The organism is Paraburkholderia sp. IMGN_8 (assembly GCF_038050405.1).
Taxonomy (GTDB): domain Bacteria; phylum Pseudomonadota; class Gammaproteobacteria; order Burkholderiales; family Burkholderiaceae; genus Paraburkholderia.
Map to the genome: position 1 here is coordinate 3755491 of NZ_CP150901.1, position 22961 is coordinate 3778451.

Annotated in this window: 22 protein-coding genes and 3 pseudogenes; 16 read left to right on the forward strand and 9 right to left on the reverse strand. The window is 62.7% G+C overall.

From position 1 onward, the window contains the following. The first annotated feature begins 167 nt into the window (after positions 1–167). Together WN982_RS37980 and WN982_RS37985 are read left to right on the forward strand one after the other, a co-directional pair. On the forward strand, positions 168–1274 hold the full coding sequence (locus tag WN982_RS37980; RefSeq protein ID WP_341317099.1) for an aromatic ring-hydroxylating dioxygenase subunit alpha: 1107 nt from the start codon (positions 168–170) through the stop codon (positions 1272–1274). A gap of 148 nt (positions 1275–1422) precedes the next feature. Then, complete coding sequence (locus WN982_RS37985) at positions 1423–2292, forward strand: sulfurtransferase (protein ID WP_341317100.1); 870 nt, start codon at positions 1423–1425, stop codon at positions 2290–2292. Positions 2293–2385: 93 nt separating this feature from the next. Here the strand turns inward: WN982_RS37985 and WN982_RS37990 are convergent, their stop codons facing one another. The 3 genes from WN982_RS37990 to polA all read right to left on the reverse strand — a co-directional run bounded on the left by WN982_RS37990 (position 2386) and on the right by polA (position 7615). Continuing rightward, positions 2386–3258, reverse strand: coding sequence for a dienelactone hydrolase family protein (locus WN982_RS37990; RefSeq protein WP_341317101.1), 873 nt, complete (start codon positions 3256–3258; stop codon positions 2386–2388). A gap of 100 nt (positions 3259–3358) precedes the next feature. Next, entirely contained in the window at positions 3359–4708 is a 1350-nt protein-coding gene (locus tag WN982_RS37995; RefSeq protein ID WP_341317102.1) for an NAD(P)/FAD-dependent oxidoreductase, read from the reverse strand. A 165-nt stretch (positions 4709–4873) separates the two neighbouring features. Next, positions 4874–7615 (reverse strand): DNA polymerase I, encoded by a 2742-nt coding sequence (gene polA / locus WN982_RS38000; protein ID WP_341317103.1) that lies wholly within the window; start codon positions 7613–7615, stop codon positions 4874–4876. A 1-nt stretch (position 7616) separates the two neighbouring features. On the opposite strand from polA, the gene WN982_RS38005 reads away from it, so the two are divergent. Continuing rightward, entirely contained in the window at positions 7617–8360 is a 744-nt protein-coding gene (locus WN982_RS38005; RefSeq protein WP_341317104.1) for a TIGR00730 family Rossman fold protein, read from the forward strand. A gap of 53 nt (positions 8361–8413) precedes the next feature. Here the strand turns inward: WN982_RS38005 and WN982_RS38010 are convergent, their stop codons facing one another. Next, positions 8414–9331: a transcriptional regulator GcvA gene (locus tag WN982_RS38010; protein WP_341317105.1), complete on the reverse strand. Its 918-nt coding sequence runs from the start codon at positions 9329–9331 to the stop codon at positions 8414–8416. A 97-nt stretch (positions 9332–9428) separates the two neighbouring features. Here WN982_RS38010 and WN982_RS38015 point away from each other — a divergent pair, with 97 nt between their 5' ends. Next, entirely contained in the window at positions 9429–10004 is a 576-nt protein-coding gene (locus WN982_RS38015) for a chromate transporter (RefSeq protein WP_341317106.1), read from the forward strand. Beyond that, positions 10001–10531, forward strand: a complete 531-nt coding sequence (locus WN982_RS38020) for a chromate transporter (protein ID WP_341317107.1) — start codon at positions 10001–10003, stop codon at positions 10529–10531. The genes WN982_RS38015 and WN982_RS38020 overlap by 4 nt, the downstream gene beginning before the upstream one ends. A 54-nt stretch (positions 10532–10585) precedes the next feature. Here WN982_RS38020 and WN982_RS38025 read toward each other — a convergent pair whose 3' ends face one another. Then, positions 10586–12112, reverse strand: coding sequence for an AMP nucleosidase (locus WN982_RS38025; protein WP_341317108.1), 1527 nt, complete (start codon positions 12110–12112; stop codon positions 10586–10588). A 200-nt stretch (positions 12113–12312) separates the two neighbouring features. Between WN982_RS38025 and WN982_RS38030 the strand changes: the two genes are divergently transcribed. The 6 genes and pseudogenes from WN982_RS38030 to WN982_RS38055 all read left to right on the forward strand — a co-directional run. Beyond that, complete coding sequence (locus WN982_RS38030) at positions 12313–12708, forward strand: hypothetical protein (RefSeq protein ID WP_341317109.1); 396 nt, start codon at positions 12313–12315, stop codon at positions 12706–12708. 240 nt (positions 12709–12948) lie between these two features. After that, positions 12949–13944, forward strand: coding sequence for a homoserine kinase (locus WN982_RS38035; RefSeq protein ID WP_341317110.1), 996 nt, complete (start codon positions 12949–12951; stop codon positions 13942–13944). Then, positions 13935–14741, forward strand: a complete 807-nt coding sequence (locus WN982_RS38040; RefSeq protein ID WP_341317111.1) for a BPSS1780 family membrane protein — start codon at positions 13935–13937, stop codon at positions 14739–14741. The genes WN982_RS38035 and WN982_RS38040 overlap by 10 nt, the downstream gene beginning before the upstream one ends. A 179-nt stretch (positions 14742–14920) precedes the next feature. Beyond that, on the forward strand, positions 14921–15373 hold the full coding sequence (locus WN982_RS38045; RefSeq protein ID WP_341317112.1) for a MarR family transcriptional regulator: 453 nt from the start codon (positions 14921–14923) through the stop codon (positions 15371–15373). A gap of 168 nt (positions 15374–15541) precedes the next feature. Further along, positions 15542–15961 (forward strand): organic hydroperoxide resistance protein, encoded by a 420-nt coding sequence (locus WN982_RS38050; RefSeq protein ID WP_341317113.1) that lies wholly within the window; start codon positions 15542–15544, stop codon positions 15959–15961. Positions 15962–16024: 63 nt separating this feature from the next. Continuing rightward, positions 16025–16081 (forward strand): annotated as a pseudogene (locus tag WN982_RS38055) (tryptophan-rich sensory protein); the annotation flags it as partial. Positions 16082–16204: 123 nt separating this feature from the next. Here the strand turns inward: WN982_RS38055 and WN982_RS38060 are convergent. Continuing rightward, entirely contained in the window at positions 16205–16381 is a 177-nt protein-coding gene (locus WN982_RS38060) for a DUF3563 family protein (RefSeq protein ID WP_341319558.1), read from the reverse strand. Between the two features lie 107 nt (positions 16382–16488). Then, positions 16489–17685, reverse strand: a complete 1197-nt coding sequence (locus tag WN982_RS38065) for a PHB depolymerase family esterase (protein ID WP_341317114.1) — start codon at positions 17683–17685, stop codon at positions 16489–16491. 359 nt (positions 17686–18044) lie between these two features. Between WN982_RS38065 and WN982_RS38070 the strand changes: the two genes are divergently transcribed. The 4 genes from WN982_RS38070 to WN982_RS38085 all read left to right on the forward strand — a co-directional run bounded on the left by WN982_RS38070 (position 18045) and on the right by WN982_RS38085 (position 21087). Continuing rightward, on the forward strand, positions 18045–18746 hold the full coding sequence (locus WN982_RS38070; RefSeq protein ID WP_341317115.1) for a phosphatase PAP2 family protein: 702 nt from the start codon (positions 18045–18047) through the stop codon (positions 18744–18746). Positions 18747–18881: 135 nt separating this feature from the next. Next, a complete protein-coding gene (modA, locus tag WN982_RS38075; protein WP_341317116.1) occupies positions 18882–19655 on the forward strand; it encodes a molybdate ABC transporter substrate-binding protein in 774 nt (257 codons plus the stop codon). A gap of 54 nt (positions 19656–19709) precedes the next feature. Continuing rightward, complete coding sequence (gene modB / locus WN982_RS38080; protein ID WP_341317117.1) at positions 19710–20384, forward strand: molybdate ABC transporter permease subunit; 675 nt, start codon at positions 19710–19712, stop codon at positions 20382–20384. Between the two features lies 1 nt (position 20385). Continuing rightward, positions 20386–21087: an ATP-binding cassette domain-containing protein gene (locus WN982_RS38085; protein WP_341317118.1), complete on the forward strand. Its 702-nt coding sequence runs from the start codon at positions 20386–20388 to the stop codon at positions 21085–21087. Between the two features lie 22 nt (positions 21088–21109). Here the strand turns inward: WN982_RS38085 and WN982_RS38090 are convergent, their stop codons facing one another. Beyond that, positions 21110–21946 carry a TOBE domain-containing protein gene (locus WN982_RS38090; RefSeq protein ID WP_341317119.1) on the reverse strand — a complete coding sequence of 279 codons (837 nt, stop codon included), beginning with the start codon at positions 21944–21946 and terminating at the stop codon, positions 21110–21112. Positions 21947–22042: 96 nt separating this feature from the next. Continuing rightward, positions 22043–22294: pseudogene (locus tag WN982_RS38095) on the reverse strand (tautomerase family protein); the annotation flags it as partial. Here WN982_RS38095 and WN982_RS38100 point away from each other — a divergent pair. After that, positions 22281–22895 (forward strand): annotated as a pseudogene (locus WN982_RS38100) (LysR substrate-binding domain-containing protein); the annotation flags it as partial. The pseudogenes WN982_RS38095 and WN982_RS38100 sit on opposite strands and share 14 nt — an antisense overlap. Positions 22896–22961: the final 66 nt, after the last annotated feature.

Sequence of the window (22961 nt, forward strand, 5' to 3'; positions counted from 1 at the left end):
TATCTGTAGGTCTGCGGCGAAAACCGCGAACTTCCTTGACATTTTTGACCCAAATCAGTCACTTAAGCGCCCCAAGCAGGGGGAAACGGGTATAATCTCGGGCTCCCTAAATCGAATCTTCGATGGTTGGGTTGTTCACTGCTTTCACGTCTTCATCGGGAGTGGGAATGTCCAATCTGAGCAATGCATTGCAGTTGCGGTCTGTTCACAGCCAGCTGCCAGTCACGGCTTACTTTGACGAAGCGCTTCTAACGCGCGAAATCGACACCCTTTTCAAGAAAGGTCCTCGCTACATCGGCCACGAACTCATGGTGCCCGAGGCGGGGAATTATTTTGCCTTGCCCAGCGAAAGCGAGGGGCGTGTGCTCGTCCGTAACCAGCAGTCGCAAGTCGAACTGCTGTCGAACGTGTGCCGCCACCGGCAAGCCATCATGCTCAACGGCCGCGGCCAGACGGAGAACATCGTCTGCCCCCTGCATCGCTGGACGTACGACCTGAACGGCCAGCTCCTCGGTGCACCTCATTTTGCGGATAACCCGTGCCTGAATCTTGGCGGCACGCCGTTGCAGAACTGGCAAGGCTTGCTGTTCGAAGCGCAGGGGCGCGACGTCGCCCGCGATCTGGCGCGCCTGGGCACCAAGCAACACTTCGATTTTTCGGGCTTCATGTTCGATCACGTCGAAGTGCACGAGTGCAACTACAACTGGAAGACCTTCATCGAGGTCTATCTGGAGGACTATCATGTCGCGCCGTTCCATCCGGGTCTCGGCAGCTTCGTCAACTGCGACGACCTGACGTGGGAATTCGGCGACTGGTACAGCGTGCAGACGGTCGGCGTGCACAAGGATCTCGAACAGCCGGGCAGCCCGACGTACCGCAGGTGGCACGACGCCGTGCTGCGCTTCCGCGACGGCCAGCCACCCGAGTTCGGCGCGATCTGGATGGTGTACTACCCGGGCATCATGATCGAGTGGTATCCGCACGTGCTGGTGGTGTCATGGCTGATTCCGCGCGGTCCGCAGAAAACCACCAATGTGGTGGAGTTCTATTACCCTGAGGAAATCGCGCTGTTCGAACGCGAATTCGTCGAAGCCGAGCGCGCCGCCTATATGGAAACGGCCCGCGAAGACGACGAAATCGCCGAGCGCATGGACGCCGGCCGCCGCGCGCTGATGGAGCGTGGCGAATCGCAGGTTGGCCCGTATCAGAGCCCGATGGAAGACGGCATGCAGCACTTCCACGAGTTCTTGCGGCGCGAATTGGGCGCAATCTGATCGCGAGCGAGTGAATACAAGCTTCAAAGCATGGAAAGACGGGCTTCGGTCCGTCTTTTTTTGTTTAGACTAACAGCATGTTTCGGCCATCCGCGAACGGCGCCAAAACCGCCGCGCGAGAGCCGCAATCGACTGCTCAGGAGACGTCATGCCCCACACTCACCACACCACACTGATTTCCGCGACGAATCTCGCGGAACGGCTTTCCGCTGCGCCGGGCAGCGTGTTCGTCATTGATTGCCGCTTCGATCTGGCCGATACCGAGGCGGGGGAAAGAGCCTATACGGCCGGACATCTGCCCGGCGCGCACTATCTGCATCTCGATCGCGATCTGTCGGGGCCGAAGACGGGCACCAATGGCCGCCATCCGCTGCCGGACCGTGCGCGTCTCGTGGAAACGCTGGAGTCGCGCGGCCTGAAGCAAGGTCAACAAGTGGTCGCCTATGACGGGCAAGGCGGCATGTACGCCGCCCGCGCCTGGTGGCTGCTACGCTGGCTCGGCCACGATTCTGTCGCAGTTCTCGACGGTGGACTGCAGGCATGGGCAGCAGCCGGTCAGCCGCTGACGCAAGACGCGCCGGCGCAGAATACCGGCGACTTCAAAGCCGGAGCACCGCTCTCCGTGACAATCGACGCCCAAACGGTCGAGCGCAATCTCGGCACGCGGGAGCGCATTGTGGTCGATGCGCGCGCACCGGATCGCTATCGCGGCGAAAACGAAACACTCGACCGCGTCGGCGGCCACATTCCCGGCGCGCTCAATCGCTTTTTCAAGGACAACCTCACCGCGGACGGCCGCTTCAAGCCGGCGCATACGCTGCGCGAGGAGTTCCATGCGCTGCTGGCCGATACGCCACCGGAACACGTCGTGCTGCAATGCGGCTCGGGCGTGACGGCATGCGTCAACGTGCTCGCGATGGAGGTCGCCGGGATGCACGGCGCGGCGTTGTACGCGGGATCGTGGAGCGAATGGAGTTCCGATCCGGCGCGGCCTGTTGCCACCGGCCCGAATCCTTAAGCGTAGAGCGGGACGATTAGTAAGAAGGCCGTTGCCGCTTCCCTGCGGCAACGGCCTTTTTTCATTCTTCAAGCCGGACACATCCGCTTGCCTTTACGCGACGCCGTGCTGCTTGAACCACACCAACGCGCGGCGCCAGCCATCCTCGGCATCGGCCTTTTTGTAACTCGGCCGATAGTCCGCGAAAAACGCATGACCCGCATCGTCATACACGACGAATTGCGAACCGCGTCCCGCCTGCGGACCGTGGGCGACGGCCTGCTTCATCTGCTCCAGCGTGTCCTGAGGGATGCTTTGATCCTGGCGCCCGTATAGGCCTAACACCGGCGCATGCAAATCCGCCACTTGATCGAGCGGATTGGCCGGCGTCATCGCGTCCCTCGCGCCCGTCACACGCCCATACCAGGCCACGCCCGCCTTCAGCCGCGGATTGTGCTCGGCATACAGCCACGCAATGCGCCCACCCCAACAGAAGCCGTTCACGCCGAGCCGGTTCAGATCGCCGCCGTGCTCGCCCGCCCACGCGACGGTCGCGTCGAGATCGGCCATGACCTGCTCGTCCGGGACCTTACTCACCAACTGATCGTTGAGTTGCTGCATGCTTGTGTACACGGTCGGATCGCCCTGCCGCTCGTACAGATTCGGCGCGATCGCGAGATAGCCCTGTTTGGCGAAGCGCCGGCACCCGTCGGCGATATGCTCGTGAACGCCGAATATCTCGTGGACGACGACGATCACCGGCAAATACGTCTTGCCCTTCGGCTGCGCGCGGTAAGCCGGCACCAGCGTGTCACCCGAACGCACGGCCACCTCGCCGGCTTCGAGGCCTTCGCTATCGGTATGAATGGTTTGCGCCGACACCGGCAGCACGGCCGCGGCGAAACCGGTGCCAAGTGCGGCTTTGATGAAAGTGCGTCGATTGAACGGAACGTGCGGGACCAGGCTGTCGATATCAGGTTTTAGCATGCGGCGCTCCTCAGGTGAACGTTGGAGGCAACAGGATACGCTGCACGCGCATCCTGTTGCACAACGGCCCTGCTAGCTGCCAGCGCCCCTCAAGTGCAGCTCAGTGCAGCTTGACCCGTGGCAGCGTGGTGCGGCGCAGCCAGTGCGCGAAGGTGTCGAGCACCATCCGCGCATAGCCATGCAGCGCGGCGATATGCAGCCGGTATAGCGACATGTACATGAAGCGCGCGAACAGTCCCTCGATCAGCATATTGCCGCCGATCACGCCGCCCATCAGATTGCCGACCGCGCTGAAATGCCCGAGCGACACCAGCGAACCGAAGTCGCGATAGGTAAATTCCGGCAGCGGCTTGTTATCGAGCCGGGCCGCGAGCGCCTTCATCAGAAAGCTCGCCTGCTGGTGCGCGGCTTGCGCACGCGGCGGCACATTGCGCTCGTTGCCGGGCCACGGACACGCCGCGCAATCGCCGAGCGCGAAAATGTTGTCGTCGATTTCGATTTGCAGCGTGCGGCGCACGATGAGTTGCCCGAGGCGATTGACCGGCAAGCCGTCGAGTTGGCTCAGCACAGCGGGCGCCTTGATGCCTGCCGCCCACACGGTCAGATCGGCGCGCACCGTCTTACCGCTTGCGGTGCGAACGACGCCGGGCGCGACTTCCGCCACTGTCTCGCCGATCATCAGCTTGACGCCGAGCTTGGTGAGCAATTCTGCGGTAGCTGTCGACACGCGCTCCTGCAAGGCCGGCAAAATGCGCGGCCCCGCTTCGATCAGCACAATGCCGACGTCGTGCCGCGGATCGAGCTTATGCAAGCCGTACGCGGACAACACCTGCGCCGTATTGCGCAACTCAGCGGAGAGTTCAACGCCCGTCGCGCCGCCGCCGACGATCGCCACCTGGATACGTGGCTCCGTGGAAGGCGACGTGCTCGATTGCGATTCGACGGGTTCATGCACCTGATGCTCAGCACGCATACACGCCGCGATCAGCCGTTTGCGGAAGCGCTCAGCCTGGCTGACCGTGTCGAGCGCCAGGGAGAACTCAGCCGCGCCGTTCACGCCGAAGAACGCCGTCGTGCTGCCGATAGCGATGATCAGCGTGTCGTATTCGAGCTCGCGCACGGGCAGCAACTCGGCGCCGTCGTCGTCGAGCACGGTGCTGAGCGTCAAACGTTTGTTCGCACGGTCGAGACCGGTCAGCTCGCCCTGTTGAAACTCGAAGCCATGCCAGCGCGCTTGCGCCGCATATTCGAGCTCCTGCGTGAACGGGTCCATGCTGCCGGCCGCGACCTCATGCAGCAGCGGCTTCCAGATATGGGTCGGATAGCGATCGACGAGCGTCACCTGTGCACGCGGACCACCCCTGTTCTTGTGTGGCGCATAGCGGTCGCCTAAGCGCGTCGCCAGCTCCAGCCCCCCTGCGCCCCCGCCAACGACGATAAAACGATGCATTGAATTCTCCGTGTTTGCCGATGGGTTGTGCGTCGAGACGGCGCGCATGAGATGCACGCGCGCGCCGCCCGTCAGCGATTGTCCGCGAGCAGCACGGGTTATCACAAGCCGTCAAAACACATGTGTGACATGCGCACGACGATATCGCGCCCCGTCATACGCGTGTCAATGCGCTTCTTCCCAGTTCAAACCAGCGCCCACTTCGGCGACCAGCGGCACTTTCAGCGCGGCCACACCGCACATCAGCTCAGGCAAGCGCTTGCGCACCTCGGACAATTCGCTATCAGGGACTTCGAGAATCAGTTCGTCGTGCACCTGCATGATCATGCGCGTGCCGACCTTCGATTCCTCGAGCCACTTCTGGACCGCGATCATCGACAGTTTGATCAGGTCGGCTGCCGTGCCTTGCATCGGCGCATTGATTGCCGCGCGCTCAGCGGCCTGCCGGCGCGGACCGTTGCCGCCGTTGATCTCCGGCAGCCACAGGCGGCGGCCGAACACGGTTTCCACATAGCCCTTGGCCTTCGCGCTCAGACGCGTTTCGTCCATATAACGCGCGACACCCGGATAACGCGCGAAATAGCGGTCGATATACAGCTTGGCGGCGTCGCGCGTAATGCCGAGATTCGCGGCAAGGCCGAACGAACTCATCCCGTAGATCAGGCCGAAGTTGATCACCTTCGCCACGCGCCGCTGATCGTTCGAGACTTCGAGCGGCGTCACGCTGAAAATTTCCGCGGCGGTGGCGCGGTGAATGTCTTCGCCTTGCGAGAACGCACGCAGCAACGATTCGTCGCCGGAGATGTGCGCCATGATGCGCAACTCGATCTGCGAGTAGTCGGCGGAAACGAGCTTGTGGCCCGGCGGCGCGATGAACGCCTCGCGAATCCGGCGGCCTTCGCCGGTGCGCACGGGAATGTTCTGCAAGTTCGGATCGTTAGACGCCAGACGGCCCGTCACCGCCACGGCCTGCGCATAGTTCGTATGCACGCGGCCCGTTTCCGCGTTGACCATGCGCGGCAGCTTGTCGGTATAAGTCGACTTCAGCTTCGACAACCCGCGATGTTCGAGCAGGATCTTCGGCAGCGGATAATCTTCGGCGAGCTTTTGCAGCACTTCTTCGTCGGTGGACGGTGCGCCGCTCGGGGTCTTCTTGACTACCGGCAATTCAAGCTTCTCGAAGAAGATCTGACCGATCTGCTTCGGCGAACCCAGATTGAACTCGCCGCCGGCCAGTACGTATGCCTCACTTTCGAGCTGAATCAGACGCGTGGCGATTTCGCTGCTTTGCTGACGCAGCTTCTCCGCGTCGATCAGCACGCCGGTGCGCTCCATCTTGCGCAATACGCGCGAAGTCGGCACTTCAATGTCGCGATACACGTACTCGAGCGTTTTCTCCGCGGCCACTTGCGGATACAACGCCTGATGCAGACGCAACGTGATGTCGGCGTCTTCCGCGGCGTATTCGGCGGCCTTGTCCAATGCGACTTCGTCGAAACCGATCTGCTGCGCGCCCTTGCCCGCCACTTCTTCGTACTTGATGGTTTTGATGCCGAGATGGCGCAGCGCGAGGCTGTCCATGTCATGCGTGCGCTGCGATTCGAGCACGTACGATTGCAGCATCGTGTCGTGTTCGACGCCGCGCATTTCGATGCCATAGTTCGCCAGCACCTGCTCGTCGTACTTCATATGCTGGCCGACTTTCTTGTGCTCGGCGCTCTCCAGCCAGGGCTTGAGCTTCGCGAGCACTTCCTCGCGCGGCAGTTGCACGGGCGCGTCCGGTCCGCGATGCGCGAGCGGCACATAGGCCGCATGCCCGGCTTCAACCGAGAGCGACAGGCCGACGATTTGCGCCACCATTGGATCGAGCGACGTGGTTTCCGTATCGAACGCGGTCAGTTCGGCCGCATTGATCTTCTCGAGCCACGCATCGAACTGTTCCCACGTCTGCACGGTGTCGTAGCGACGTTCGAGGTCCACGGTGGGCGCCGGCGGCACATCGGTTTGCGGACCTTCTACTGCGTCCGCGGTTTCCACTTCGCGCAGCCAGGTCTTGAAGCCGTAGCGCGTGAACACGTCGCGCAGCTCCTCGCGCGATTCCGGACGGCTTTCCAGGCTTTCCTCGAGCGACACGATATGGCCGGTCAGATCGCAATTGCGCTCGACGGTAACGAGTTTTCTCGCCATCGGCAGAAAATCGAGCGCACGACGCAGATTGTCTCCTACCGCACCTTTGATCTCATCCGCATGTGCGACGATGCCATCGAGCGAATCGTATTGCGTGAGCCATTTGATCGCGGTTTTCGGTCCGCACTTCTCGACACCGGGAACGTTGTCGACGGTATCGCCGATCAGCGACAGGTAGTCGATAATGCGCTCCGGCGGCACGCCGAATTTGGCGAGCACGCCGGCGCGGTCGAGCGTTTCGTTGGTCATCGTATTGATGAGGGTGACATGATCCGACACGAGCTGCGCCAGATCCTTGTCCCCAGTCGACACGATCACGTTCATGCCGCGTTTTTCGGCCGCGGTGCTGAGCGTGCCGATCACGTCATCGGCTTCGACGCCTTCGATCATCAGCAACGGCCAGCCGAGCGCGCGCACAGCGACGTGAATCGGTTCGATCTGACGCGAGAGGTCGTCCGGCATTGAAGGACGATTCGCCTTATAGTCGGGATACCAGTCGTCGCGAAACGTTTTGCCCTTGGCGTCGAACACGCACGCGCTATACTCTGCTGTGACTTCCTTGCGCATGCGCCGCAGCATGTTGATCATCCCATAGAGCGCACCCGTCGGGCCACCCTCGGGTCCGCGCAGATCAGGCATCGCATGGTAGGCCCGGTACAGATAACTCGAACCGTCGACCAATAGCAGGGTCTTACCTTCAAGGCTTCGTTCTTCAGGCATTATGACTAAGAGAAAAGTGATTCCGAGTCTGCGATCACTCGCAGATCAAGAGCGCGCAACGGCCAAGAAGGCCCGCGCATCGTGGCAGATGTTCACGATTATGGCAGAGTTTATCGAGGCGACCGAGTACCTCTCGGAGATTCGCCCGGCTGTCAGCATCTATGGTTCAGCACGCCTGAAACCGAACTCGCCGTATTACAAACTGGCCACGCAAATCGCGCGCAAGCTGTCGGACGCCGGCTTCGCGGTGATCTCAGGCGGCGGCCCCGGCATCATGGAGGCGGCCAACAAGGGCGCACATGGGGGCAAGGCGCCATCGGTGGGTTTGAACATCGAACTGCCGCACGAGCAATCGGGCAATCAGTGGCAAGACATCTCGTTGCGCTTCCGCCATTTCTTCACGCGCAAGGTCACGTTCGTGAAGAACTCGGACGCGGTGATCGTGATGCCGGGCGGCTTCGGCACGCTGGACGAGCTGGCCGAAGTACTCACGCTGATTCAAACCAAGAAGTCGCGCCACGTGCCGATCATTCTGGTGGGCGCCGAGTTCTGGGAAGGCCTGCTTGCGTGGTTCAAGAACTCGCTCACGCCGATGGGCCTGATCAATCCGACGGATATGGACTTGATGCAGGTGATCGACGACCCGGACCAGGTGCTCGAAGCGGTGCTGAAGTTCTACGAAGACCGCGAAGAGGCCGAGCCGCATCCGGCCAAGTCGGACGAAGACCGGATGTTCTATCTGTGATTTCCAGTACCGCGTGAGATAGCGCGATACGGGTCGACACAGATCGATGCGAGCTAACGGGCGGCGTCCATGCCGCCCGTTTCCGTTTCATCGGCCTGATCGCCTTGCGCTTGCAACCATTCGCAGAACTGCGCCACCAACGGCGCCTCCGCCACCTCGCGTCTTGCGACCCACCAATAGCCGCGTGCATCGATACGCGGACCCGGCAGCGGCACCACGAGCCGCCCCGACGCCAGTTCGTCCGCCAGCAACGGCAACGGACCGAGCGCCACGCCGAGCCCGTCCACCGCGGCCTGCAACGCCAGATAGAAGTGATCGAACGACTGCTTCTTCCGGCATTTCGCCGTCACGCCTGCTGCCGACAACCAATTGCTCCATGCTTCGGGCCGCGTGTCCGAATGCAGCAGCACGTGCCGCGCGAGATCGTCGGCGACATTGATCGGCGAGCGTTTCAGCAATGCAGGGCTGCACACCGGAATCTCGCTCTCGCCGAGAAAATGGCCGCTCACGCAGTTCTGCCAGTGGCCCGGCCCGCGCCGCACAGCGACGTCGAAACTGTCCAGCGTTTCAACGGGCGCATTCGATGTCGATAAACGCAGCTCCACGTTCGGTGCCTTGCGCTGAAACTGATTCAGGCGCGGCAGCAGCCATTTCATCGCGAAGGTGGGCAGCGCATTCACCCGCAGCACACGGACGACGCCCGTGTCGCGCAATTGGTCGGTGGCGAGCGCGATGCTGTCGAACGCGGCCTGCACGGTCGCCAGATAGCGGCGGCCGTCGTCGGTCAACCGCACGCGCTTGCCGCGGCGATGGAAAACCTGCACGCCGAGCCACGCTTCGAAAGCGGCGACCTGCCGGCTGATTGCACCGTGCGTCACATGCAATTCGTTCGCCGCCGCGGTGAAGCTTTCGTGCCGTGCGGCAGCTTCGAAGGCGCGCAGCGCCGGAAAAGGTGGAAGGTTACGAGCCATGCTTGTGATTCTAGATCACAAGCGCGGGCTTAAAAATCGTTTTGTTTGCCGGCGGTTCGGCGCTAACCTCCGGAGCATGAAATGGAAGCTTAGCGATATGGACCACAATCTCACCTCGTCCGAGCCCGCACTGGCGACTGCGCCTACACCGACGCTGCGGGAAATCTTCGGCGGTTTTCTCGGCCTTGGGCTGATCTCGTTCGGAGGCGCGCTGCCGCTCGCGCGGCGCGCGCTGGTCGAACGACGCCACTGGCTGAGCGCGACGGAATTCACGGACCTGCTTGGCTTGTGCCAGTTTCTGCCGGGCGGCAACGTGATCAATCTCTCGGTGGCAGTCGGGATGCGCTTTCGCGGCGTGCCAGGCGCGCTGGCCGGCTTGCTCGGGTTGATCGCGGGGCCGTCGCTGGTGGTGATCGGCCTTGGCGTGTTGTACGAACGCACGCAAGACGATCCGCATGTCCGGCATCTGTTCGCCGGTCTCGCCGCGGCGGCGGCCGGTCTGCTGGTCTCGATGGCCGTGAAAATTCTGCTGCCGTTACGGGATAAACCGATGGCGGCGCTGATCGCGGCGCTCGGCTTCATCGCCATCGCGATCATGCGCCTGCCGCTTCTACCGACCATGCTGGTGCTCACACCGCTCAGCATCTACCTGGCGTCGAAGGCCACACGATGACCGATACGCTCATTTCGCTCGCCGTCATTTTCAGTCAGCTTTCGCTGCTCGCGTTCGGCGGTGGCAATACGATTCTTCCGGAGATGCAGCGTCAGGTGGTGGATGTGCATCACTGGATGCCGGCCAGCGAATTCAGCGCGCTGTTCGCGCTCGCGCAAGCTGCGCCGGGACCGAATCTGATGATCGTGACGCTAGTCGGCTGGCATGTGGCGGGTTGGGCGGGGATGCTGGTGACGTCGGTGGCGAAGTTCGGACCGTCGTCGATCGTGACGATTCTCGCGCTGCATGCCTGGAATCGTTTCAAAGACCGCCCGTGGCGGTGCTATGCGCAGGCCGGGCTGGTGCCGGTGACAGCCGGCATCGTCGCGGCGAGCGCGGCCTTGATCGCTGAAGCGTCGGATCCGACGGCGATCGCGTGGGCGATTACCGCCGCAATCGCGGTGCTGGCGTTGAAAACGCGCATCCATCCGCTGTGGCTGTTGGCGGCTGGAAGTCTGATTGGGCTGACGGGGTTTGGGCAGTTTTAAGCCAAGGGTAAGGCGAGCTGTGACGACGCTCGCCTGCGCCTTATAAAAGACCGCTTACTGAAACGCTACTTCAGCGAAACTGCGCAGCTTGCGGCTATGCAAACGATGCAACCCGTTCATACGCAGCAACTCCATCGCCTTCACACCGATCTGCAGATGCTGGTCGACCTGCGCGCGATAGAACTGATCGGCCATGCCGGGCAGCTTCAACTCTCCATGCAAAGGCTTATCCGACACGCAGAGTAAGGTTCCGTAAGGCACGCGGAAGCGGAAGCCGTTCGCGGCAATCGTGGCGCTTTCCATATCGAGCGCGACGGCGCGGCTTTGCGACAAGCGCTGCACCGGCTCGCGATGATCGCGCAACTCCCAGTTGCGGTTATCCACGCTCGCCACCGTGCCCGTGCGCATCACGCGTTTCAACTCGGCGCCATCCAGCTGCGTGACCTGTGCAACCGCGCGCTCCAACGCCACTTGCACTTCGGCAAGCGCTGGAATCGGCACCCACAGCGGCAAGTCGTCATCGAGCACGTGGTCTTCGCGCACATAGCCGTGCGCCAGCACGTAGTCGCCCAGACGCTGTGTGTTACGCAGCCCGGCGCAATGGCCCAGCATGATCCACGCGTGCGGACGCAGCACGGCGATGTGATCGGTGATCGTCTTCGCGTTCGACGGCCCTACGCCGATGTTGATCATCGTGATGCCGCTGCCGTCCGCGCGCTTCAGGTGATACGCGGGCATCTGCGGCAGACGCGGCGGCGCCGTGCCTTCCTGTGCCTGCTCACCGAGATTTTCGTTGTACGTGATCACGTCGCCCGGTTCGACGAACGACGTGTATTCGCTGCGGTACGCGCGCAGTTCTTCGTCGTCGGTATGGGCCATCATCGCGCGGCCGAGTTTGACGAACTCGTCGATATAGAACTGGTAGTTCGTGTACAGCACGTAGTTCTGGCAATGCGTGGGCGACGTCGCCGTGTAGTGCTTCAGCCGATGCAGCGAGAAATCGACCCGCGCCGCCGTGAACAGCGCCAACGGATGCGGCTCGCCCGGCAGCGGCTCATACGTGCCGTTGACGATCCGGTCGTCGAGCAGCGCGAGGTCCGGCGTGTCGAATACATCGCGCATCAGGAACAGACGCTCGCGATCCAGATCCCCTTCGAGGTGAATACCTTCAGCGAACGCGAAATGAATCGGAATCGGCTGATCGGACACGCCCACTTCGATCTGCACATGATGGTTCTTCGCCAGCAAGCGCAATTGCTCGCGGTAGTAGTTGCCGAACAGATCAGGCCGCGTCACGGACGTCTCGAACACGCCCGGACCCGCGACGAAACCATATGAGCGGCGCGAGTCGATATGCGTGTTGACTTCCGTGCACACTCTGACGAACGGGTAGCACGCGCGCACGCGGCGTTCGAACAATTCGTTGCGGCGGTAGCGCGCGAAGGCGTCGCGCAGAAACGAGGTGTTCGCTTCGTAAATGGCGGACAGGCGGGTCACGGCCTCGGTGGCGTCGTCGAAAGATTCGGTTGGGAAGCTGTTGGCGGGAGTCTGCACCGCGCGTTGATTGGTATCGTTGTTCATCTTCATTCGCCTCGATTGATGAGACGACATTACCACGGAACCCGGGCTCGCAAAATGACTCTGCGGCGCTTGCGGCAAATGCGCCGACAACGGCCGCGAGATGGCGGGCACGCCGCGCGAAAGCGGCGCAAAATAAGGCGATCGCGCCCGTAGGCAAGGCTGGATTTGCTAGAATCGGGGCACCATATTGGAGAATCACCATGAAGCCGCTCCTTCCCATCGCCGTTGCGCTGGCCCTCGCCTTCGGCAACGCCGCGATGGCTGCCCAGCCCGTCGATGCCACGCCGCCCCCGGATCAACCGCAGTCCGCCAACGAACGGGCCGGCCTGCCGGACCTGAAGGCAATCAACCGGCCGGCCGCGGAAGTCAGCTCCAAGGTCGAAATCAACGTGCCGCGCACACCGAGCTTCTACGAGCGCAGCGCCAACGGCACCGAAATCACCGAATATCGCGATAAAGGCAAGCCCGTCGAGATCAACGTGCATTCGAACCTCGGCACGCGCTATCAGATGAGTGCACCGCTCGACACGTCGCCCACCGTGCGCGACAACGGCCGCGCCAGCACGCGTTTGCCGTCGGTGAATCTGCGCTATTGATGGATACCTGAGCGGCGGCCCGGCGTAAGCCGCCCCTTCGATTCCGTGCGGCCTGCGAGACATTGCCACCGGGCCTTTAGCCTGCTTGCTGAATTGCGGCACGCTGGTTACGGCGCCTAGTTGCAGCACAGGCTCGCCACCCTGTCTTACCGCGCTTTCGACACCGCTTTTTGACACACCGACACACCTCGCACTGGCCGCAACGCGCCAGCCCGACCAACCTGATCCGACGCTTCCCGCATGGCTGTCTTCACCGCTGTCACCGAACCCCAACTAGCAGAATGGATGCGCCATTACGATCTCGGCGAAGTCGTCGAATTTCGCGGCATCCCGTCCGGTATTGAGAACAGCAACTTCTTTCTGACCACGACGCGCGGCGAATACGTCCTCACGATTTTCGAAAAACTGACGGCTGAACAACTGCCGTTCTATCTCGATCTGATGCAGCATCTGGCGGCGCACCGCGTGCCGGTGCCGGACCCGATGCCGCGCGAAGACGGCGCGCTGTTCGGTACGCTGCACGGCAAGCCGACCGCGATCGTCACCAAGCTCGAAGGCGCACCGGAGTTGGCGCCCGGCGTCGAACACTGCGTCGAAGTCGGACAAATGCTCGCGCGCATGCATTTGGCGGGCCGCGATTACGCGCGCCATCAGCCGAATTTGCGCAGCCTGCCGTGGTGGAAGGAAACAGTGCCGACCATCCTGCCGTTTCTGGAGGGCGTGCAACGCGACTTGCTGTCGTCCGAACTCGCTTATCAGGAAACCTTCTTCGCTTCAGCCGATTACGCAGCGCTGCCCGAAGGCCCATGCCACGCCGACCTGTTCCGCGACAACGCGCTGTTCGCGCACGCCGCACCGGAGACCGGCCACGAAGTGCGCCTCGGCGGTTTCTTCGACTTCTATTTCGCCGGCTGCGACAAGTGGTTGTTCGACGTCGCCGTCACGGTCAACGACTGGTGCGTCGACCTCGCCACCGGCAAGCTGGACGGCACGCGCACCGAAGCCATGCTGCGCGCCTACCAGACCGTGCGTCCGTTCACCGCCGAAGAAAATCGCCATTGGGGTGACATGCTGCGTGCGGGCGCGTACCGTTTCTGGGTCTCGCGCCTGTATGATTTTCATTTGCCGCGCGCGGCCGAGCTGCTCAAACCGCACGACCCCGGCCATTTCGAGCGCATTCTGCGCGAACGCCTGACCGGCGTTGCACTTCCAGGCATTCATACCTCATGCAACTGATCGAAGTCCCCGCGAAAACCGGCTATGTGTGGTTCCGGCAGGGTATCTGGCTGTTCCGCAAGAACCCGCTCGCGTTTCTGACGCTGTTCTTCACCTACCTGCTGGTCATGACGCTGGTGTCGCAGATTCCGGTGATCGGCGGCGTGCTGCCACTGGCGTTTATTCCAGGCGTCGCAGTCGGCTTCATGGCGGCGTGCCGCAATACGATCGCCGGCAAGCCGGTGTTTCCGACCATTCTGGTGGACGGCTTTCACTCGTACGGCCCCGTGGTCGCCAAACGGCTGCTGGTGCTCGGCGTGCTGTATGTCGTCGCGATGGCGCTGGTGCTCGCCGGCTCGGCGCTGGCCGACGGCGGCATGCTGCTGAAGGTGATGCTCGGCGGCGCAGCGATGGATCAGGACGCGATCGCCAACAGCAATATCCCGCTCGCGGTGGTCACTGCATTCGCGTTCTACATTCCGGTCGCGATGATTTTCTGGTTCTCGCCGATTCTCATTGCGTGGCACGACGTGCCGCCGGTCAAGGCGATGTTCTTCAGCCTCGTCAGTTGCTGGCGCAATCGCGGCGCGTTCATCGTGTTCGGCGCGCTGTGGTTCGCAGTGGCGATGACGGTGTCGCTCGGTTTGTCCGCGGTGATGCAGGCGCTGGGCGCAGGCGACTTCGCATTTGCGATCCTGATGCCCGCCACGATGATCGTTACGACCATGCTGTATTGCTCGTTCTACGCAACCTATCGCGGCTGCTTCGGCGTACAAACGCCCGAAACACCGGACCTGCCGACCACCCCGGCGGCTTGAGTGTTTTTTGCGCGCGAGCGCCGGGCGCTGGTCCGGCGCTCGCGCGCCACGCCGCTTTGGGGCACCGCCTGTCTCCGCTGCTTCCTCGAATTCCCAACCGCACTCGTCAACGCAAGGTGATTTGCGGCACAATGGTTTGCGCGCAATCGATTTGCACGCTCTTTCAGACGAGATGCATCATGACCCAGCGCCCCGCTTTGCCCTTCACGCTTGACGAGCAACTCTGCTTCGCGCTCTATTCGACCTCGCTCGCGATGACGAAAGCGTACAAGCCGCTGCTCGACAAGCTCGGCCTCACGTACCCGCAATATCTGGCGATGCTGGTGCTATGGGAAACCGACGACGTTACGGTCAAGGACATGGCTGCGCGTCTGAATCTCGACTCGGCCACGGTCACGCCGCTGCTCAAGCGCCTGGAGGCGCAAGGCTACCTGGAACGGGTGCGCGGCGTCGAAGATGAGCGGCTCGTCTACATCCGGCTGACCAAGGCCGGCACGGCACTGAAGCGCCAGGCGCGCGAAGTGCCGGCGGAAATTTTCTGCGCGACCCAGCAGACGCCCGAATTCCTGCTTCGTCTGCGCGACGATCTGACGCGCCTGCGCACCACCCTCAACGATTACATGGACCACTAGCCAGCCTGCTGCAGAAGCATGCTATCGGTTTGATACGTAAATTAATTTGCACACAAATGATTTGTGTACTATCTTTATCGCATGCTGCTTCGATAGCGATCAGCCAGAACGGCAAGCAAGCAGCGGCAAGCATGCGGATCCTGACAACCCAGATTAAGGAGCAGCAAAATGAACGTACTTTACAAAGCAACTGCAACTAGCACCGGTGGCCGTGACGGCCGTGCAGTGTCGTCAGACAATGTGCTGGACGTGAAACTGGCCGCACCGCGCGAGCTGGGCGGTAACGGCACGGTGGGCACGAACCCGGAACAGCTCTTTGCCGCCGGCTACTCGGCCTGTTTCCTGAGCGCGATGAAGTTCGTCGCCGGCCAGCGCAAGCAAGCTTTGCCGGCAGACACACAAGTCACGGCGGAGGTGGGCGTCGGCCCGAACGACAACGGCGGCTTCGCGCTCGACATCGAGTTGCGCGTTTCGCTGCCGGGCCTTGCTGCGGATGCGGCCAAGGAACTGGTCGACGCGGCGCATCATGTCTGCCCATACTCGAACGCCACGCGCAACAACGTTGCGGTGCGTTTGCAAGTCGCGTAAGCGGCGAGCTTGCCTGAACTCCGGCGGCCGGGCGTTGCACTGGCCGATATTGTGGTGCTGCTAGTGTTGATCGTCGCGACGATGTTCGCGTTCTGGCGATCGGACCGCTGGGCAGGCGGCTTACTGATGCCCTATGTAGCTTGCGTGGTGTTCGCCGCGGAGGTGAATCACGCGTGGTGGCAATCGAACCCGGCTGTCTGTAAGTTCATGACAGCTTGGGCGCTTCACCCGAACAGCAATAGCTTAGTACTGGCTCATCCACGACGGTTGGCGGGGGTTCGCCTCGCGATCCAGCTTGCGCATACGGAATTCGAGATCGTACAGATCGGTAGCTTCGGCGAGAAATGCGTCAGCGCGTTCTTTCGCAAGCTGATCGGGCGATTTGGTCAGAAACAGGAACAAGCGGCTCAGCAGGTACATGGTCAACCTCGACGGTGAATTTAGGCGTTAACTCCTAAGGGATAACCCCTATTATAGGGAAAACCCTAGGATTGCGCCAATCTTCTTTTCGAGGTGTTGTTCCTGCGTCACCTTTCGTCGGCTGAGGCCGTACTGACGGCACCTTCCGCGATACGGCCGGCGCCCGTGCGGCGCTGATGCTTGAAGAACTCCCACACCAACGTGCTCGCATCCGGCCCTTTGGCGGAGTGAAACGGCACCGCGTCGTCGCCGCCGCTCCAGGCGTGCGCGAGCCCTTGCACGCGGCACAGCCGCACCACGCGTCGGCCGCCGCGCAGGTAGTCGCGCATGACCACACCGCCTTTGCGTTCTTCACGCACTTCGCCAGATTTGCGCGCGCCGCTCTCGTCGACGATCCGGTTCAGCCGGAGAAATTGCGTTGCCAGTTGGTCCGCATTGACAGGCGCGACCACGTGATCGGCGTCGCCGTGGATAATGATGGCCGGCATGCCGGGGTATTCCGCCACATTGACGACTTCGTCGACCAGTTCGACCGGTTCGCCGCGCGCGCCACGGCGCATCACGTCCATCGCCGTGATACCGGAACGCGCCTCGCCCAAAGCCGGGCCGGAATGCAATGCGACTGCCGCAAAATGCTCCGGATGGTTGACTGACAACAGCGCCGTCAAGCCCGCGCCCGCGGAAATCCCGGCGACATACACCCGCTCGCCGTCGAACCCATGCTGCATGACGAGTGCATCCACCAGCGAAACCACGGCGAGCGCCTCGGCGCCGCCGGCGCTTTCGCTCGCGTCGTACCAGTGCCAGCAGCGGTGCGAGTGCACGTGCTTCGACTGCTCCGGATACACCACCGCAAAGCCGAACCGGTCGGCCAGCACATTCATGCGCGTGCCTTCGGCGAATTCATCGATCGATTGCGTGCAGCCGTGCAGCATCACCACCAGCGGCATGGCTTCGAGCGCATGGCCGGACGGAATGTACAAACCATACTGAAGATGATTGACGAGCCGCCCAGGCGACGCAGGCGCCGAATGGAACGAACGGGTCCACGAACCGCTCGCCCAAGCCGATGCACGCGGACGGACGCGCGATTCCCGGGCGACGGCGCGCGGCGCCTCGCGTTTCGTGGGAATGCGCACCGCGGTCGCTTGTTTGAGCGGGCGGACCTTCGTCGAAGGCTTGGTGGTGGCGGGCCGCACCGGATGCGCGGTGATGCGCTTGGTGGTTTTGTGGGCGTGCTCGGTCTGAATCGCGAGCAGCCGCTTGAGACCGCGCAGCCAGATTTTCGATAAACTTTTTGCCATCGGCGGATAACCTCGCAAAAAGGGACAGGGGCCGTTCGGTGGAACGACACTTCGTTGTGCAATGCACAATAACACCAATCCTCATGCGATGCTGGAAGCATTGGTTACAGCCCAACACCGAAATTTCCGCTCGACGAACCTTGTCGCGGGACTCGCGTCAAACCGCTGCACGGCTTGTTCGCCAACCAACCTTCAGCGACAAAAACGCGGCACCGCGTCAAGTCCGCGCTGTGGTCCCCGTCTATACTGGCGGTTAAATAATTGACGTGCGAGCCTCGTGCTGCGTCGGCGATTCGCGCCGTTCGCGCGTTAAATCACTTCCAACCCGATTCTACGCGGCCGTGGTCGCGCTTTTTGCCATGCCCGATTTACCTCCCCATCTGTGGTATTTGATCACCAGCCTCGGCGGCGCCGGCATGACGCTGCCGCTCGCGCTCGCCATCGCGCTTTGGCTGACGGTCGGATACACATGGCGACTGGCTGCGGGTTGGTTGTTGTTGCTTGGCGCGGCTGTTGGCATTGTGACCGTCACCAAGCTGGCGTTCCTCGGCTGGGGCGTCGGCGTGCGCGAACTGGATTTCACCGGCGTCAGCGGTCACGCGATGTTGTCCACCGCCGTGTACCCGGTCGCGCTGTTCCTCATGTTATTGCCGACGCGACCGGCGATCCGTCTGATCGGCGTGTTGCTCGGCCTCGCTGCGGGCATGGCTGTCGGGCTGTCGCGGGTCGCGCTCAGTGCTCACTCGCCGTCCGAAGCGATCACCGGCTGCCTGGTCGGCGCGCTGGCCGCGCTGGTTTTCGTTCGCATGGCGTGGAACGCCGAGCCGGGCCGGCTGTCGGCGCTGTCCGTCACCGCGAGTCTGATGATCCTCGCAGTGACGATGCACGGCGTCCACGTGCCCACTCAGCGCTGGGTCACGCATATCGCGCTGAAGGTTTCCGGTCACGAAAGGCCGTTCATCCGCGCACGCTGGAAGGCCACGCGTGACGATCGCGCCACCATGGTGCCACTCTCGCAGACCTTCAACACGCTTGCGCCGCCGCGCTCGTCCGGCGTCTAACGCACTCCGTGCAGGTTCATGAGCCGCTTTATGCGTCCAGCTGAATAATCGTCATGGGCCACCGTTATAACCTTTCATATATTACGATAGCGTTTTAACCCGCCGCTCCGGCCCATGCCGGACCTCTGAGCCTCCATGACACTGTCCCGCCGCTTTCTGAAACATGCGCTGCTCATCGCCAGCGCCGTCTCCGTTGCCGTCAGCGCCAATGCGCGTGCCGACGAACTGGTCGTCTCCGCCGCCGCCAGCCTGACCAATGCGTTCAAAGCGGTCAGCGACGTCTTCGAACAGCAGCATCCGGGCACCAAGGTGCTGTTGAACTTCGGCGCGTCCGACGTGCTGATGCAGCAGATCGCCAAAGGCGCGCCCGCCGACGTGTTCGCCTCCGCCGATCAGAAGGCGATGGACAAGGCCACAGCCGAAAAAGTCATCGTGCCGACAAGCCGCAAGGACTTCGCCGCCAATTCGCTGGTGCTGATCGTGCCGACCGACAGCCGTTTCGCGCCGGCCACACTGAACGATCTGGCGTCGGCGAATGTGAAGCGCGTCGCTTACGGCGATCCGGCGTCGGTGCCCATCGGCCGTTACGCGCAAGGCGCGTTGCAGGCCGCAGGCGTCTGGGACGCTGTCAGCGCCAAGGCCGTGCTGGCGGCTAATGTCCGCCAGAGCCTCGACTACGTGTCGCGCGGCGAAGTCGACGCCGGCTTCGTATTCAGCACCGACGCCGCGGTCATGCCGGACAAGGTCAAAGTCGCGCTGAACGTGCTGACACAAACGCCGATCACTTACCCGATCGCGCAGGTCGAAGGTAGCCGCCACGCTGCGGATGCGCAGGCGTTCATCAGTTTCGTGCTGTCGCCGGCCGGCCAGGCAGTGCTAGCGAAGTACGGCTTCAAGCCGGCGCATTAATTTGCGTCATTGATTTGCATCATTAATCAGCCTTATTAAAGATCTCGCACGCTCATGCAACAGGCCTGGATTCCGCTCTTGCTGTCGCTGAAAGTGGCGGGCTGGGCCACCGCGCTCAATCTGGTGTTCGGCGTCGCCGCCGGTTTTGGCTTGGCGCGCTGGCGTTCGGGCGCGCGCGATGTGATCGATTCGCTGCTGATGCTGCCGCTCGTGATGCCGCCCACCGTGCTCGGCTACTACCTGCTCGTGTTGCTCGGACGGCGCGGCGTGATCGGCGCCTGGCTCGACCGCCTCGATATCCAGTTGGTGTTCACCTGGCAAGGCGCGGTAATCGCATCGACAGTGGTGGCGTTCCCGCTGGTGCTGAAATCGGCGCGCGCCGCCTTCGAAGCCGTCGATCCGCAGCTCGAACGGGCTGCGCGCACGCTCGGTGTCAGCGAGACAGCGATCTTTTTTCGCGTAACGCTGCCGCTCGCCGCGCGCGGCATTCTGGCTGGCGGCTTGCTGGCTTTCGCCCGGGCGCTCGGCGAATTCGGTGCGACGCTGATGATCGCGGGCAACTTGCCAGGGCGCACGCAGACGCTTTCGGTGGCCGTCTATTCAGCCGTGCAAGCCGGCGACGACAGCACCGCCAATTTCCTCGTGCTCGTCACGTCGGTGACGTGCGTGGTGATCCTGTTGCTCGCGGGCCGTCTGGTGCCGCAGCACACGCTTTTGACGTCCCGCTGATATGCCGCTCGCTGTCGACATCCGCAAGACCTTCAGGAGCGCCGAGCGCAGCTTTACGCTCGACGTATCGTTCCAGGCGACCACGCAGCGCGTCGTGCTGTTCGGACCATCCGGTGCGGGAAAAAGTCTGACCTTGCAGGCTATCGCCGGATTGCTGCGCCCTGACGAAGGCACGATCACGTTGCACGGCAACGCATTATTCGACAGCACGCGCGGCGTCGATCTGAAACCGCAATCGCGCCGGATCGCCTATCTGTTTCAGGACTACGCGCTGTTTCCGCATCTGAACGTGCGGCAGAACATCGGCTTCGGGTTGCAGCCGGGCTGGTTGAACCCGCGCGTACGGATCGCGCATCCGCAAGTCGACTATTGGCTGGACGCGCTTGAACTACAGAGTGTCGCTGGGAATCATCCGGCGCAGCTTTCGGGCGGGCAAAAGCAGCGGGTGGCGTTGGCGCGAGCGCTGGTCGCGCAGCCTCGGTTGCTGTTGCTCGACGAACCGTTTTCCGCGCTCGATAGCGCTTTGCGTCAACGCATGCGGCGCGAGCTGTCGGACCTGCAAACGCGCCTGGACATTCCGATGGTGTTGATCACGCACGATCCCGACGACGTCGCCGCCTTCGGCGATCAGGTCGTGCAGGTCAGCGACGGCTGCGTACGCGAGAATCAGCCGTTCGCCGGCTACGCGCGCAGCACGCCGTAAGCGCGCGCCTTCAGTCCCGCCGTCAGTCTTTCACGCCGAGAATCACGCTCGACGCCTTGAACGCCGCGATCGCGGTGCCGCCTTCTGCCAGGCCGAGTGCGTCGACGCTTTCGTTCGTGACGACGGCGGTTATCACGGTGCCACCTTCAAGCGCCAACGACACCTCCGCATTGACCGCGCCGCGTTTCACGCTCTGCACCGTACCGCGCAGCTGATTGCGCGCCGACAGCTTCAGCGGCGCGCCGCTGGCGTCCTCGACGAGCAGCACCACCCACGAAGCCTTGATCAACGCGAACGCCGCCGAGCCTTGCGCGAGACCGAGCGTCTCAGTACTTTCGTGCGTAAGCACCGACACGATCGTGTGACCGCCGGGCAGCGCCAGCGACACTTCATCATTGATCGTACCGCGCACAATGCTTGAAACCGTCCCATACAGCTGATTGCGCGCGCTTGTTTTCACGCCGATGCGCCCGATCAGATCCCAATCCGTTGCGAAGCCTTCGATCGCCGCCCCCGCACGTTCGAGAAAGCGCCGATGCTCGCGCTCGACGGCGCGAAACGTCTCGATCAGCTTCACCGCGCGCGGCGTGAGCGTCGTGCCGCCACCGCCTTTGCCGCCGGTCGAACGCACGACAAGCGGCTCGCCGGCGAGGTTGTTCATTGTGTCGACGGCATCCCACGCGCCTTTGTAGCTAATGCCCACCGCTTTTGCCGCGCTGGTGATCGAACCGGTTTCGCCAATTGCTGCAAGCAGCGCGATGCGTGCCGCGCCGCCGAGCGTTTGCGCGCCGGCCTGGAACCACACTGAACCACCGAGTTCGAGCGGTTCGTGGGACGAATCGGGGTGGTCGGACGTCATAGCGGAGAGTGGTCGATGAGCGGAGGAAAGGGCAGCAAATGATTATAGCGACGCAGGCGTCGATGGGCGGCTACACGAGACGCCCCCGCCGGCCGCTTACAGCGCGTACTGCGCAATCCCATTCCCAAACGACCAGTTCTCCTTCAGCACCTCGACGAGATTGATGAACACATCCTCTCGTCGCAGCCCAGGCGACTCCGCCAATTCATCCGCCATACGCTTGTACAGCGCCTTTTTCTGCTCGAGCGTGCGGGTATTGTTCAGCGTGATCTGAATCAGCACCAGATCGTCGCTGCGCTGCACGTTCAGATACTGCTTGTCGTACACAAAATTGCGGGCGCTCGGTTCGTTGTCGGTCGAGCGTCGGCGGCTGGTGTTGGGGCTGAGCGAGCACGTCGCGGGCGCGAATCTGCCGGCGTTGCTCGCCAGGCTCAATGCGCACGATCCGGGTCTGGTGGTCGAATTGCATCTCGGCACGTCCGCCGCGCTGCTCGCGCAATTCGACGAACGGCGGCTCGATGCGGTGATCATCCGCTACGGCGCCGATGAGCCGCCACGCGACGACACACAGGTGCTTTTTAGCGAGCCGCTTGATTGGCTTGCTACGCCGGAGTGGCTGCCGCGCGTCGGCGAACCGTTGCCGCTGGCTTTGCTTGCCGCGCCGTGTAACGTGCGCGCGGTCGCGCTTCAAACGCTGAACGAGGCGGGGATTGCGTGGCAGGAAGTGTTCGTGGGCGGAGGCGTGGCCGCCGTCGGGGCGGCGGTCGCGGCCGGCCTCGCGGTGTCGCCGCTGGCGCGCAGAGTGGCCCCGCGAGGTTTGATCGACGTCGGCGCACGGCTGGGATTGCCGCTGCTGCCGGAATCGCGCGTCACGCTGCATTCGCGGGTTCGCGAGAAGCGCTCGATGGAGACGCTGCGGTTGGTGGCGAATGGCTTGGCAACGCACTGACAAACCATCGCCCGCTTTAAATCGTAGGGCGGCTTCAAAGACCAAGTGGACCTCGACCCCCGACAA

Coding starts and splice junctions, on each gene's coding strand:
- WN982_RS37980 (WP_341317099.1), top strand. CDS start 168: ATGTCCAATCTGAGCAATGCATTGCAGTTGCGGTCTGTTCACAGCCAG.
- WN982_RS37985 (WP_341317100.1), top strand. CDS start 1,423: ATGCCCCACACTCACCACACCACACTGATTTCCGCGACGAATCTCGCG.
- WN982_RS37990 (WP_341317101.1), bottom strand. CDS start 3,258: ATGCTAAAACCTGATATCGACAGCCTGGTCCCGCACGTTCCGTTCAAT.
- WN982_RS37995 (WP_341317102.1), bottom strand. CDS start 4,708: ATGCATCGTTTTATCGTCGTTGGCGGGGGCGCAGGGGGGCTGGAGCTG.
- polA (WP_341317103.1), bottom strand. CDS start 7,615: ATGCCTGAAGAACGAAGCCTTGAAGGTAAGACCCTGCTATTGGTCGAC.
- WN982_RS38005 (WP_341317104.1), top strand. CDS start 7,617: ATGACTAAGAGAAAAGTGATTCCGAGTCTGCGATCACTCGCAGATCAA.
- WN982_RS38010 (WP_341317105.1), bottom strand. CDS start 9,331: ATGGCTCGTAACCTTCCACCTTTTCCGGCGCTGCGCGCCTTCGAAGCT.
- WN982_RS38015 (WP_341317106.1), top strand. CDS start 9,429: ATGGACCACAATCTCACCTCGTCCGAGCCCGCACTGGCGACTGCGCCT.
- WN982_RS38020 (WP_341317107.1), top strand. CDS start 10,001: ATGACCGATACGCTCATTTCGCTCGCCGTCATTTTCAGTCAGCTTTCG.
- WN982_RS38025 (WP_341317108.1), bottom strand. CDS start 12,112: ATGAACAACGATACCAATCAACGCGCGGTGCAGACTCCCGCCAACAGC.
- WN982_RS38030 (WP_341317109.1), top strand. CDS start 12,313: ATGAAGCCGCTCCTTCCCATCGCCGTTGCGCTGGCCCTCGCCTTCGGC.
- WN982_RS38035 (WP_341317110.1), top strand. CDS start 12,949: ATGGCTGTCTTCACCGCTGTCACCGAACCCCAACTAGCAGAATGGATG.
- WN982_RS38040 (WP_341317111.1), top strand. CDS start 13,935: ATGCAACTGATCGAAGTCCCCGCGAAAACCGGCTATGTGTGGTTCCGG.
- WN982_RS38045 (WP_341317112.1), top strand. CDS start 14,921: ATGACCCAGCGCCCCGCTTTGCCCTTCACGCTTGACGAGCAACTCTGC.
- WN982_RS38050 (WP_341317113.1), top strand. CDS start 15,542: ATGAACGTACTTTACAAAGCAACTGCAACTAGCACCGGTGGCCGTGAC.
- WN982_RS38060 (WP_341319558.1), bottom strand. CDS start 16,381: ATGTACCTGCTGAGCCGCTTGTTCCTGTTTCTGACCAAATCGCCCGAT.
- WN982_RS38065 (WP_341317114.1), bottom strand. CDS start 17,685: ATGGCAAAAAGTTTATCGAAAATCTGGCTGCGCGGTCTCAAGCGGCTG.
- WN982_RS38070 (WP_341317115.1), top strand. CDS start 18,045: ATGCCCGATTTACCTCCCCATCTGTGGTATTTGATCACCAGCCTCGGC.
- modA (WP_341317116.1), top strand. CDS start 18,882: ATGACACTGTCCCGCCGCTTTCTGAAACATGCGCTGCTCATCGCCAGC.
- modB (WP_341317117.1), top strand. CDS start 19,710: ATGCAACAGGCCTGGATTCCGCTCTTGCTGTCGCTGAAAGTGGCGGGC.
- WN982_RS38085 (WP_341317118.1), top strand. CDS start 20,386: ATGCCGCTCGCTGTCGACATCCGCAAGACCTTCAGGAGCGCCGAGCGC.
- WN982_RS38090 (WP_341317119.1), bottom strand. CDS start 21,946: ATGACGTCCGACCACCCCGATTCGTCCCACGAACCGCTCGAACTCGGT.